The following is a 12,610-nucleotide window of genomic DNA, read 5'->3' on the forward strand; positions in this document are numbered from 1 at the left end:
TGCGAGCGAAAGGATGGGAATGACAGGAAGCCCGAACTTAAAGGCTTCCTGTCGCTGGTTTAGAATTCTGCGTCAATATCTACAACAGAAATCAGTTTGTGGTTAACAAACTCTTTAATACCCAGCCCGGTTAATTCACGACCATAGCCGGAGCGGCGTACACCACCAAATGGCAGGTCTGCTTTCACGCGTGTTGGGTGGTTAATGTAAACCATCCCGGTAGAGACTTTGGTTGCCAGTTCCGCACCACGAGCCGTATCACGAGTGAAAATAGAGCCCCCCAGGCCAAACGGGGAATCATTGGCTATACGTACAGCATCTTCATCATCTTTGGCACGCAGGATCATTGATACCGGGCCAAAGAATTCCATGTAATAAGCCGGGTTATCGGGTGCCACATCAGTGAGAATCGTGGGCTGAACAAACGCGCCCTGGGTGGGTACTTTCGGCCCAACTTCCAGTGCCTGCGCACCGTGGGAAACCGCTAACTGGATTTTCTCTTTGACTTCGTCTGCCGCCTGTTGCGAGGATAGCGGTGCCAGTGTGGTTGCCGGGTCGAGAGGATCGCCTGCTTTCAGCGCCGCCACACCTGCAGTATAGCGTTCAAGGAACGCATCATAGACGTCATCAACAATAATCATCCGTTTGGAAGAAACACAAACCTGCCCGCCATTCCAGTGGCGGCCAAATACGGCCCATTTTACTGTTTTGTCCAGGTCGGCATCCGCCAGCACAATAAAGGCATCAGCCCCACCTAATTCAAGGGTGGATTTTTTCAGCGCTTTCGCGGCTTGTGCAGCGACTATTGCCCCGGCGCCTTCTGAACCGGTGAGCGCCACGCCCTGCACTCGCGGGTCATTCAGGATTTGTTCAATATGGTGACGCGCGGCATACAGGTTGATAAACCCACCATCCGGCAGACCAGCATCATGCATGAGTTTTTCAAAACGAGCCGCACTTTGCGGCACATTGGAGGCATGTTTCAGAAGGATGGTATTCCCGGCAGAAAGCTGCGGTGCAATGATACGGGCAATCTGATAGTACGGGAAATTCCACGGTTCAATCGCCAGCAAAACACCTAACGGTTCATGAACAATTTTAGCGGTGGCTTCCTGGGGATTAGCTACTGGTAGGTTTTCCGGCGCTAATAGTTTTTCCGCATTTTTAACATAATATTCAAAAATCTGAGCTGACAGTTCTACTTCAGCCAGCGCTTCACTATATAACTTGCCCATTTCAAGCGTCAGTAAACGAGCAAATTCGTCTTTCTGTTTACGCAGCAAGTTAGCTGCGTTTTGTAAGATTTCACCACGTTGTGCAAATGAAACATTACGCCATGCAGTGAAAGTATTATGTGCCCTGGCAATAGCGTCTGCGACTTCTGCGTCTGTTGCATCAGGAAATGTCTTAATAACTTCCCCAGTGTAGGGGTTCGTTGTTGCGTATGCCATGGAAATTCTCCTTAACAATAATCAGCCACATAACGTGGCACCCTTTTTTATCTCATTAAGTGTTTCCGACCCTGGCATGCCTGACAGGGCTAAAAAGTTAAATTATCCTGCATCAGTCTGGCACAGATAACGTCACGTTACCGGGGGTACCACACATAATGAAAAAATAGTATCCAGCGAACATAACAAGAGAAAGACAGTTGTTTTGTTGGTATTAATCAGAATTATTGAACATTCAACAAATTCGTTTACTTTGCTTATTATTTCCCTTATTTACTATTTATTTTTATTTTAACCACAGCCAGCAATTTTCCTGAAAAAGCACGATGTTATCTAACAAACCTTCACGATAAAAACAGTAATATATTGTTTTATATGGATAAAAAATAAGTTCACATATTACAAAAAAAGATATAAAACAACATTAATATAATAAAATATTTGTAATACAAATGACATTCACACCTTGAACACGAAACCAAAAAGGGTTGATAATAATCTCAAGTTGATAACATTTTATTTACTTTGTGTTATTACCATTCTCTTTTTAGGGAGTTTTGTATGTCGAAAAGTATTGCAAATTTCATTACTGAAACGCTTGATAAAGCGGGTGTTAAACGTATTTGGGGTGTTACTGGCGATTCATTAAATGGCATCAGCGACAGCCTGAGAAAATTAGGTACAATCGAGTGGTTGGGTACCCGTCATGAAGAAACAGCAGCATTTGCCGCAGGTGCTGAAGCTCATGTTACTGGCAAATTATCGGTATGTGCGGGGTCCTGTGGGCCGGGTAACTTGCATTTAATCAACGGATTATTTGATTGCCACCGTAACCGTGTTCCGGTTCTGGCCATTGCCGCACATATTCCTTCCGCAGAAATTGGCACCAATTATTTCCAGGAAACTCATCCGCAAGAACTCTTTAAAGAATGCAGTGTTTATTGCGAATTAGTTTCCAACCCGGAACAAATGCCTTATTTGCTGGAAACAGCCATGCGCCAGGCCATACTTCACCGTGATGTCAGCGTATTAGTATTGCCGGGCGATATTGCATTACAGGCTGTTCCTGAAGGAATTGAGCCGAAATGGAATGTACCTAAACCCGCTTATTACCAGCCTCAGCAGGCAGATCTCGCTGAACTGGCCGAAAAACTCAATAACAGCGCAAAAATCACCTTAATGTGTGGCGCGGGTTGTGCTGAATCCCATAAGGAAGTTCTCGCACTGGCCGAAAAATTACAGGCTCCGATTGTTCATGCCATGCGTGGTAAAGAATATATCGAATATGACAACCCTTATGATGTGGGTATGACGGGTTTAATCGGGTTTTCATCGGGCTACCACGCCATGCGCCAGGCCGATACAGTTTTACTGCTTGGCACCAGTTTCCCATACCGCGCGTTCTACCCGGAAAATGCCAGTATACTGCAAATCGATAATAACCCGGCGTCTTTGGGCCGCCATACCCAAATCGACCTCGGTGTATTAGGGGATATTAAGTCCACATTGCAGTCTCTTCTGCCAATGATTAACAGTAATCACAGCTCTGCGCATCTGGAGCAGTGTGTGGCAAATTACACTGAAGCACGTAAAGGTCTGGATGAACTGGCTAACGGAAAAACAGCCTATGGCCTGATTCACCCACAGTACCTGGCACGCCTGGTGAGCGAAGCCGCAGCCGACGATGCGGTATTTACTTGTGATGTGGGCACTCCAACATTATGGGCTGCGCGTTATCTGAAAATGAATGGGAAACGCCGTTTAATTGGTTCGTTTAACCACGGCTCCATGGCCAACGCATTGTCACAGGCCATGGGGGCACAATCCATCGACAGAAAACGCCAGGTTGTCGCACTGTGTGGTGACGGGGGCTTCTCCATGTTAATGGGGGATCTGTTGTCCCTTAATCAATTGAAACTCCCTGTAAAAATTGTGGTGTTCAATAACCGTTCTTTAGGCTTTGTCGCCATGGAAATGAAAGCTGGTGGTTATCTTTCTGATGACACGAACTTAGAAAACCCGAGCTTTGCCGCCATTGCCGAAGCCTGCGGTGTAAAAGGTATTCATGTTGGTAAACCGGAGGACCTGCCTGGCGCGCTGAAAGAAACCCTGGCACATGAAGGCCCGGTGGTTCTGGAAGTGGATACAGCCAAACAGGAACTTGCGATGCCACCACAAATTAAAATGGAACAGGCGAAAGGCTTCAGCCTGTATATGATGAAAGCGCTGCTCAATGGCCGTGGTGATGAAATTATTGAGCTGAGCAAAACTAACTGGCGGCGATAAAGCCAGATGCGGAAAGCTGTGTCTGACACGGCTTTCCGTTCCCCCCTGCAAACGAAAACTCGGGTTCAATTTCCCGTCGATGCTTTTTACCCTCTTCGGAGTAACATGATGGTTACATGGCCTTCTGCTGCGTCTCTTCATGCGCAGCAAAACAGTGACAGCTTAATTTCTCAATTAAACCAAATAGTTGGTAACAAATATGTGTTAACGGATGAAGAACACACAAAACAATACCGTACAGGTATTCGTTTTGGCTGTGGGAAAGCCCTCGCGGTAGTTCGTCCGGGTTCACTCGTTGAGCAATGGCAAGTTTTGAAAGCCTGCATTAATGCGGGTGTGATTGTTCTGTCGCAGGCGTCTAATACCGGATTAACCGGTGGTTCAACGCCGGATGGCGATGATTATGACAGGGATATAGTCATTGTCAGTATGACCCGGATGAAAACCATTCATGTTATTCAGCAAGGGAAACAAGTTATCTGTTTACCTGGATCAACTCTTGATCAATTAGAAACAATACTACGTCCACTGGGACGGGAACCCCATTCAGTGATTGGTTCAAGCTGTATTGGTGCCTCGGTGTTTGGTGGTATTTGTAATAACTCTGGTGGCGCACTGGTTCGCCGTGGTCCGGCATATACCCAGATGTCACTGTTTGCACAAGTCGATAGTCAGGGTGAACTACATTTAGTCAACCACCTGGGTATTTCGTTAACAGGTTTAGAAGAAGATGTCCTCCAGCGTATTGAACAGGGGGATTTCAGTGATGCAGATATTGAAAATAACCAGGGGAATTGTTCCGATCACGATTACGAAAGCTACGTGCGCCAAATTGATGAAAATACGCCAGCCCGATTTAATGCCGATCCGCATCGTTTGTATGAATCCTCCGGATCGGCCGGAAAAGTTATGGTGTTTGCTGTACGCCTTGACACCTTTCCAATAGAGAAAGATCCGCAGGTTTTCTATATTGGCACCAATGACCCACAGGAATTAACGGATATACGTCGTTATATTCTGTCGACGTTTGAGCAGTTACCTATTTCTGGGGAATATCTACACAGAGTAGCTTTTAATGTCGCTGAAAAATATGGCAAAGACACCTTTCTGATGATTCATTACTTGGGGACATCACGCCTACCCAGGCTTTTCGCCCTCAAAGCCAAAATGGATAATATTTTTACCAAACTGAGAATATTCCCTTCTAATTTCACGGACAGAATCATGCAGTTCGCCAGCACTCTGTTCCCCAACCATTTGCCCCCAAGAATGCGTGAATATCGGGACAAATTTGAGCACCACTTGCTACTTAAAGTGTCGGCTGAAGGAAAGGAAGAAGCCAGGAACTTTTTATCAAGCTATTTTAGCCATAAAAGTGGTGATTTTTTTGAATGCACAAAAGAAGAAGGCACCAAAGCTTTTTTGCATCGGTTTGCTGCTGCCGGTGCGGCAAATCGATACCGGGCAGTGCACACCCGGACAGTCGAAAACATTCTTGCGCTGGACATCGCACTACCAAGAAATACTCAGCAATGGTGTGAAACCTTGCCCAGGGAGATTGAAAAGCCGATTTTGCTGAAACTCTACTACGGCCACTTTTTGTGCCATGTATTCCATCAGGATTATATTGTGAGTAAAGGCCATGATTGCCTCGAACTTGAACACAAAATGTGGAAGCTGCTGGATAACAGAGGAGCGGAATACCCTGCAGAGCATAATGTCGGGCACTTATACTTTGCAAAAGCAGCCTTGAAAAACCATTACCAAACACTGGATCCTTGCAACTGTTTTAATCCAGGGATTGGGCATACCTCAAAATACCGCCACTACCACGAACATGCAGAGGAATAGCTCTGTCAGGCGCACGAGGAATTTATGTATCGGCCGATGTGCGCCCATTTTACTGTTAATTGTTACCAGACATGTTTTAAACGTGTTTGCAGTTTTTTTCCGTCGCTCAGGTTCAACACATACCCACTAATGCGACAAAACGCCTCTGTCTGACAACATATTTTTATATGGCCAAAAGAAAGGCACCGAAGTGCCTTTCTGGCATAACTTTACTAACCTGTTAATTCATAACCAGATATCAGGCAACTTCATTAACCATGTTAGTGCCCTGATTCGCCGACAATGTGGACGCAAAATTCTGCAAAACAGAACTGAGTGTGACATTGCTGCTACTTTGTCCCAGACTGGAAAGCATAGAGCTGAAAGCACTTTGCAGATCACTGATTTCCGAACCTGATGATGAACTGGTTGCTGAACTGGAAGAAGAAGCCAGCTCGCTAATCAGCGCATTCAGGTCGGTCTGCATCGGGTTTTCTGATGACGAATCTGCCACCACAGTCTGCGGCGGTGGTGGTGCATCGGTATCTGTCGCTGGTGCTGCTGGTGCGGACATACTGTGCATGGCAGCCATCAAAACCTGGATAAACTGCCCGACAGACTGCTCAGTATCTGCTGTTGATGAGGTACTGGACGTATCCGTATTATCCGTATCTGTAGCAGTGGTGTCTGCACTACTGAGTGTAATGCCCGACTCTGAAAGCGCATTAGTCAGCGCACTGTAAATACCACCTCTCCCGGAATGGTGTGAGGTGGCCTTTTGCACTTCAGACAGATCTGTTGTTGCCGGGGCACTACTGGTACTACTGACTGAAGGGATATACGACAAAGGATAATTCGCATATCCCGATAGTGATGAGACCATTGTCAAATCTCCACATATGTTCATGAACGAACGGAGGAGTGCCAGAAGCAAGTCTTTTCAGGCATGTATATTGCGCCTGCCAATGCAGGCAACCAACACGAACCAGGGTACGGGAAGATTGTTTGCATTCAGCCGGGCACAAAACCGCAAGTGAAACAGCCTGAAAGACTGGATTAGCACATGTGCGTTGCAGTTATGCATTGCACAGCCTTAAGGCGAATCACCCCAAGGTGAAACCGCCAGTTACTGCTTCTGTTTCATTGAACAAAGGACAACAAACCCAATAAAAATAACCCAATATGAACGAATACCTTACGACCGTATTTATAACCTGACAGCGATAACCGATTCCTTCCCACTCACAGGTACTTTTTATGGTTTCCTTCGACCCAGGCTGAAAAACAGTCTGGCTGTATGATTTAACCAAAATTAATCACCAGCTAATCGCAGGAATAACGATAAAGAAAGATACTGATTTACGGTTTTACCTGAACTTAAACAGTATTTAACGCCAGAAAAACACAAACCAGGCATGATTTGTGTGCAACTAAAGGAAAGGTATAAAGTAAAAAGCCGGCAGGAGAGTGTATTTGCCCCACAGGTAATACAGCAACAAAGCTGGGTCTGAGATCAACGTAATACCCGCACCACGTCTTGTTCTGGAAAATGGCCCGGATATTAACGAATACGGCTGTCAGTCGTGGATTTTCAAACCAAGGCAGCCACGAACAAATTCAGGATTAAAGTGTTTTACCGCTTCACCAACGTAGCCTTCATCCAGTGAACTGATTTGGGCCATTTCGCCATCCGTCAGTAAGAAATCCCAGACAGCAAAGTTCTCTTCAATACGTTCCAGGCGTGTGGATTTAGGGATAACCGTCACACCACGTTGCAAATTCCAGCGCAGAATAATCTGAGCAACGGTTTTGTTATGGGCTCTGGCAATGCTTTGCAGCATTTCATTTTCATAAGGATTATGCCGCCCACCCGCTAATGGAGCCCAGGCCTCAGGTTGAACGTTGTAATACTTCATGGTTTCAAGTGCATCCGGTTGTGCAAAGTAAGGATGCAATTCAACCTGATTCACCATGGGTTTGATTCTGACTGTTTCGCAGAAGTTGGCTAATACATGGGCATAGAAATTGGACACGCCAATCGCTTTCAGTTTTCCTGCTTCATATGCCTCTTCCAGTGCGCGCCACGCGCTGAAATAATCCCCCATGGCCTGATGCAATAAGTAAAGATCGAAATATTCCAGACCCGATTTTTTTAACGACGCCCCGATACCGGCTTTCGCCATATCGTAGTTGGCCATATCCTGTACCCACAGTTTAGAAGTAATGAATAACTCCTCACGGGTACACAGACCTTCTGCGATAGCTTCACGAACAGCATCACCAACAGCATCTTCATTGCCGTAAACGGCTGCGGTATCAATAAGACGATAACCTGCCCGAACAGCACTCAACACGGACTGTTTACATTCTTCTTTATCGGTTACCTTAAACACACCAAAACCTGCCATCGGCATTTTAAGGTTGTTGCTTAATACTGAGTATTCCACGGTTGAGCTCCTCTGCCATCTCAAAGCATTATTCTAGAATAAAAGTATCCATGTAATTAATATGCAAAATAAGATATGACTTGTGAGCAGAACTCATTAATCAGACACTCGCTGTTTGTGGAGGAAGAGAAAAACTTGCCGATTGTCTCCCGAACTACTGGTAGAAAGTGAGCGCTATTGAGTGTGATTACGAGCTATTTGTCGCACATCTGTCACTGCCCAGTCTTTCTGTTGACAAAAAACGCGCCAGGTGGCCCCCCGGCGCGTTCCGCACTGGAGTGCGGCGACGACGAAATTGCCATGAAGCAGTTCATTTCAATGGCAAATAGATATCCGTGAGTAATTCATGTTCCGCTACCTCATGCACAAAGTTGTGGTAATGAAAGAAAAGCGGGAAATCACGCAGTTCCTCTCCACTCTCAGGCAACCAGTCACGGTACAGACTCTTTGCCAACCCGGTTAATGCATCATGCGATCCCTGATGACGCAATACCGCACATCGACCAGCCGGAATGCCACTATTTATGACCCCGAAGCGATTATCTTCCACTATCGGTGACGTGACTGTTCCGCAAATATGGAACTCAAATTTGTCCGGCGCTGTTAAGGTTGGGTCATGAGGTGCAATACCGTATGTCTGGCTGATGGCAACAGGCGAATACCCGCTGCTTTTTCGCCATTCAATAAAACGAGCTGCAGTTTCATTTATTAGCTCCGGTCGTCCATAATGAGTCAGCATTGCGACTGCTGTCGCAGGGAAATTGATGATCCTGACCTGGCCTTGCATTGTTTGTCTCCTGGCTTTGTAAGGTTCGGATATGCGCTTGTGCCAATCTACCCAAGGAGGCTGTTGACGGAATTGCGTCGGTGACAAACCAAACATTTGTCTGAAAGCACGGCTAAATGATTCAGAATGCTGGAAACCGGCATCGAACGCGATATCAGTAATTTTCTCTAACGGATTAAAAGCCAGCCGATAAGAAGCACGCTTTAAACGCATCATCTGGATGTAACGACCAGGTGGCATCCCACAATAACTACAAAATTGACGATGGAAGTGAAATGGCGAGAAGTGAGCCACTTCACTAAGTTTTTCCAGTAATAATGTGTCATCAAGATGACAGTCAATATAATCAAAGACCTGTTTAAATCGTCTGGCGTAACTATCAGTTTTATTATCACACATGACTTCCTCCGTGCTGCTTAATATGCTCGAAGGCGGTTCAGTTTGCCTGACCGATCTTGCCCAAGTAACGTTCAAAAGAAACATTGAGGAATAATAAACACACCAGAGCGCTGAAATACCTCAACATTGGTAATTGATAACGGAAATTTTAAAGTAACTTTCAAGACTAAAGCCGGAATGTGGAATTGGTGGATTATCCTGAAATCGTTTTCCCATAAACGAGAAAAGGGGCGCAATGCTCTGCCTTCTCTATGCTATCAGACTTGCTTCTTCTCGTTCCACGCATCAGAGTTAAGAATGTGCCCATCTTTATAAAGATGGATGATTTTCTCATAACTCAAGGAAACATCTTCCATGTGCCCTGTACCTGTTACGTTGCGGGTATCGTGCATAACAGGGTTATGGCTAACCACTTTCACATTTTCTAACGTGATGGTGTAGTAGATTTCTTCTTGTCCACTGTAGTTTATTCTGTAGAACTGAAATTCAGCACTTTTAAGTGCCTGGACTGTTGCAACGGCTTTGAACAAATACGGCGATGAACTGTCAATTTCTTTGGTGAAGTTAAAAGAGCAGTCCTGACGGGAACCAGTAACTTTACCCGTGAGGGGATCGGCAGGGATAACTACGCCATGCTGCAAACTGCGTAGTTCTATGCTTCCATCACGTCCGTGAACATATTACCGTAAAATGACCAGACACATTTGGGGAAGGAGTCTTTATAGATATCGCGCTGCTCAACAGGGGCTGGAACAGAACATGGTCAGATACAATGGTGAATCTGGAAGCCAGAAAACTCGTCGAAACAGCAAACCGGCTGTCAGCATTCTATTTGCAAGATGTTCTTACACGTATCAAGTTTGTCGAAGAGATAAAACAGGTTGTAGAAAAAGAATTTGAAACAGCACGACGAGCTAAAACCGATGAAGAATGCATTGTATGTATCAAAAATTTGCGTGCTGAAACAGACAGCCTGCTTGAACAAGAGCGCCTGTTAAGAACAAAGTCCGCACAGCTTTACGCGAAGGTCGAGTTTGTTAAGGAAAATAATAAAATCGTCGGGTACATGATTTCAGCTATTCACATTGTGGTCTCTGGAATAGCAATTGCTGGCGGTGCGTTAATGGTCTCTACGATGACACCTTTAGGTATGCTGGCAGGGGCTATCCTTGTAACAGATGGCATTAACGGTCTGTCAAAAGAAATCATTCCAGGTATATATGGAAAACAATATAAAACAGAGGGATTTGTGGCTGATGGCACTATGGAAGCAGCCCAATTTATGGGTTTCAAGCCTGAAACAGGACTTGCGATTTATAACGCCATTACGTTGACTGCAAGTGTATATAGCATCTTTGGATTAGCCAGAAGACCCGAAGCATGGAGGCTATTTAAATGGATGCCCCGTGATTTCTATCGCAAGGTCGATACGATGAGCCGCCCGAAATTAACGATGAAAATAGTAGGTTATGGACTTAAGGCCAAAGTAATATTTGACCTGCTTTCTTCTGACACATCGAACCATTAGTCTCTGAATTTTCTCCAGAACCGCCAGGACTTGTAAGAAAGCACTGGCGGCTGGATAAATGCAACAATGAGTATTGCGATCAGAATTGATATGCCACCACCCACGACGGTTTCTTTCGCAGAAAACAACACTAAAATGATAAAAACCATCAGACATACTGATGTTATCCATAAAACAATCCTGAATCGATTAGCCAGATCCTGAATCGCTTCCCCCAAGGTTCCACCGTAACTTTCAACGTTGTTTTTTATCTTCTGTAAATCCGACGATGTAAAGCCAGAACGTAACAAAGCTTCATCAGTAACTTTCATATTGTATCGTCCTTTATCTCTCAAAAGATGTTCCCCAATCACTGATTGTGCAAGCAATCATACGGATGAACTTTATAGCAATCCAGCCGAAACTTTTCGGCAGACTCTATCTCCCCTTTCTTATCATCTGGGTGGTGCCAAGGCGTTGCGACCATTAAGGTTAACGTTCACATGATGATCAGATTTCAGGCAATAGCAACCAATAAGCCCATTGATGGTAAGATAACGCGCGGAGTCGTTAGGCGACTTAATCAAGGTTATGTCAATTAGTGAGGCTTATCAGGATGACCATGTGCCCGAAGGAGTGAGGCCGAACCGCTGGCAGAACCTGCATTTTGTGTGCAGGTACTAATTCACCATACACTTTTTTTCCCTGCAACATTAACTCAATGTGTGGCATAAGGGAGCATCAGGCAAAATGCACCATGCTATGACCAGTAGGACCACCAGCACTTTGCTAAACTCCCTGTTCACCGTTCAACAAATTGCAGCAACTTTTAGGGTAAATAGCAGTACTTTACTCACATCACTTTAAAGTTAACTAGTTGAGTTAAAAAGATTTAAAGGCTTTGAAAAGGATGGAGCGGGTGAAGGGAATCGAACCCTCGTATAGAGCTTGGGAAGCTCTCGTTCTACCATTGAACTACACCCGCATCGGAAGTGCGTAACGCATTATAGACATTTGGAATTGATTAACAAGAGCCGCACCAACTGAGTGCTGTCATTTTAAGCAACCGCCCTGCTTAGCAGGACGGTGATTTCCCCTGAGCCGGTAAATAACGCAGTGGGTCCAGTGCTGTTGCTTTGTAGCGAATCTGGAAATGCAGTTTGACTGTGTTGGTACCTGTGCTGCCCATGGTGGCTATTTTCTGCCCGGCCTTCACTTGCTGCCCATTGGTAACCAGCATGCTCTGATTATGACCATAAGCAGTAATGTAGTTTTCATCATGCTTAATTAAAATCAGGTTGCCATAACCACGCAACTGGTCGCCAGCATAAACCACACGCCCGGCGGCGGCGGCATACACGGGCTGCCCGCGCGTACCGGCGATATCAATGCCTTTATTGCCGCCATCTTTACTGGACCAGCCATCAATCACTTTTCCTTGTGTCGGCCAGCGCCAGCATTTACTGCCGGGAGCAGGCCAGCTGGCAGGAGCCAGTTTTTCAGGCTGCGACATGCTGCTGTTACGTGCAGTTGTTGTAGCGCTGGTTGATGCCTTCGGCGTAACTGTTTTACTGGTCGAAGAACCGTTCAACCGCAAACGTTGCCCAACCTGAATGGTATAAGGCGGTGAAATGCCATTAAGACGTGCCAGCGTGCCCACTGAGCTACCAGAACGCAATGCGATACGATACAGCGTATCACCACGCTGAACTGTGTAAGTTGAACCAGAAATTGGCGTATTGTTGCGGGACGCACTCCCGGAACAGGCAGCCAGAGACAGGGCTAAAAACAGACAGATAATTGGTCTGAGCCAGTGTGAAAAAGTGATTCCCGAACTCACGCACTCTCCTCTGGATCTATTCAGATAGCTTCCGGTGTTAATAGCAAGACGGTAGCCAGACCG

At 45.7% G+C, this 12,610-nt stretch carries 9 protein-coding genes, 1 tRNA gene and 1 pseudogene; 3 read left to right on the top strand and 8 right to left on the bottom strand.

Annotated features, from left to right (window positions below; genetic code table 11):
* Positions 1 to 59: 59 nt before the first annotated feature.
* Positions 60 to 1,451: an NAD-dependent succinate-semialdehyde dehydrogenase gene (locus A9B99_RS21690; RefSeq protein ID WP_064601178.1), complete on the bottom strand. Its 1,392-nt coding sequence runs from the start codon at positions 1,449 to 1,451 to the stop codon at positions 60 to 62.
* A 561-nt stretch (positions 1,452 to 2,012) separates the two neighbouring features.
* On the opposite strand from A9B99_RS21690, the gene poxB reads away from it, so the two are divergent.
* Entirely contained in the window at positions 2,013 to 3,737 is a 1,725-nt protein-coding gene (gene poxB, locus A9B99_RS21695) for a ubiquinone-dependent pyruvate dehydrogenase (protein WP_064601179.1), read from the top strand.
* 108 nt (positions 3,738 to 3,845) lie between these two features.
* Positions 3,846 to 5,588, top strand: a complete 1,743-nt coding sequence (gene dld, locus A9B99_RS21700; protein WP_082917938.1) for a D-lactate dehydrogenase — start codon at positions 3,846 to 3,848, stop codon at positions 5,586 to 5,588.
* 238 nt (positions 5,589 to 5,826) lie between these two features.
* Here the strand turns inward: dld and A9B99_RS21705 are convergent, their stop codons facing one another.
* The 4 genes and pseudogenes from A9B99_RS21705 to A9B99_RS21720 form a co-directional block, all read right to left on the bottom strand.
* Entirely contained in the window at positions 5,827 to 6,450 is a 624-nt protein-coding gene (locus A9B99_RS21705) for a hypothetical protein (protein ID WP_064601180.1), read from the bottom strand.
* Positions 6,451 to 7,144: 694 nt separating this feature from the next.
* Complete coding sequence (locus tag A9B99_RS21710; protein ID WP_064601181.1) at positions 7,145 to 8,014, bottom strand: aldo/keto reductase; 870 nt, start codon at positions 8,012 to 8,014, stop codon at positions 7,145 to 7,147.
* A gap of 310 nt (positions 8,015 to 8,324) precedes the next feature.
* Positions 8,325 to 9,200, bottom strand: a complete 876-nt coding sequence (locus A9B99_RS21715; protein ID WP_064601182.1) for an AraC family transcriptional regulator — start codon at positions 9,198 to 9,200, stop codon at positions 8,325 to 8,327.
* A 257-nt stretch (positions 9,201 to 9,457) separates the two neighbouring features.
* Positions 9,458 to 9,865: pseudogene (locus A9B99_RS21720) on the bottom strand (Hcp family type VI secretion system effector); the annotation flags it as partial.
* A 56-nt stretch (positions 9,866 to 9,921) separates the two neighbouring features.
* Here A9B99_RS21720 and A9B99_RS21725 point away from each other — a divergent pair.
* Positions 9,922 to 10,728 carry a DUF4225 domain-containing protein gene (locus A9B99_RS21725; protein ID WP_064601184.1) on the top strand — a complete coding sequence of 269 codons (807 nt, stop codon included), beginning with the start codon at positions 9,922 to 9,924 and terminating at the stop codon, positions 10,726 to 10,728.
* Here the strand turns inward: A9B99_RS21725 and A9B99_RS21730 are convergent.
* From A9B99_RS21730 to actS, 3 genes are all read right to left on the bottom strand, one after another.
* On the bottom strand, positions 10,725 to 11,039 hold the full coding sequence (locus tag A9B99_RS21730; protein WP_064601185.1) for a hypothetical protein: 315 nt from the start codon (positions 11,037 to 11,039) through the stop codon (positions 10,725 to 10,727). The two genes, A9B99_RS21725 and A9B99_RS21730, sit on opposite strands and share 4 nt — an antisense overlap.
* A 579-nt stretch (positions 11,040 to 11,618) precedes the next feature.
* Positions 11,619 to 11,692: transfer RNA gene (locus tag A9B99_RS21735), tRNA-Gly, on the bottom strand.
* Between the two features lie 90 nt (positions 11,693 to 11,782).
* Positions 11,783 to 12,547: an amidase activator ActS gene (gene actS, locus A9B99_RS21740; RefSeq protein ID WP_064601186.1), complete on the bottom strand. Its 765-nt coding sequence runs from the start codon at positions 12,545 to 12,547 to the stop codon at positions 11,783 to 11,785.
* Between the last annotated feature and the right edge of the window lie 63 nt (positions 12,548 to 12,610).

The sequence above is a fragment of the Mangrovibacter phragmitis genome (genome assembly GCF_001655675.1).
GTDB classification, from domain to species: Bacteria; Pseudomonadota; Gammaproteobacteria; order Enterobacterales; family Enterobacteriaceae; genus Mangrovibacter; species Mangrovibacter phragmitis.

What these genes read in the sequence shown, in the direction of transcription:
- A9B99_RS21705 (WP_064601180.1), bottom strand. Translation starts at nt 6,450, where the DNA reads ATGGTCTCATCACTATCGGGATATGCGAATTATCCTTTGTCGTATATC.
- A9B99_RS21715 (WP_064601182.1), bottom strand. Translation starts at nt 9,200, where the DNA reads ATGTGTGATAATAAAACTGATAGTTACGCCAGACGATTTAAACAGGTC.
- poxB (WP_064601179.1), top strand. Translation starts at nt 2,013, where the DNA reads ATGTCGAAAAGTATTGCAAATTTCATTACTGAAACGCTTGATAAAGCG.
- A9B99_RS21690 (WP_064601178.1), bottom strand. Translation starts at nt 1,451, where the DNA reads ATGGCATACGCAACAACGAACCCCTACACTGGGGAAGTTATTAAGACA.
- A9B99_RS21730 (WP_064601185.1), bottom strand. Translation starts at nt 11,039, where the DNA reads ATGAAAGTTACTGATGAAGCTTTGTTACGTTCTGGCTTTACATCGTCG.
- dld (WP_082917938.1), top strand. Translation starts at nt 3,846, where the DNA reads ATGGTTACATGGCCTTCTGCTGCGTCTCTTCATGCGCAGCAAAACAGT.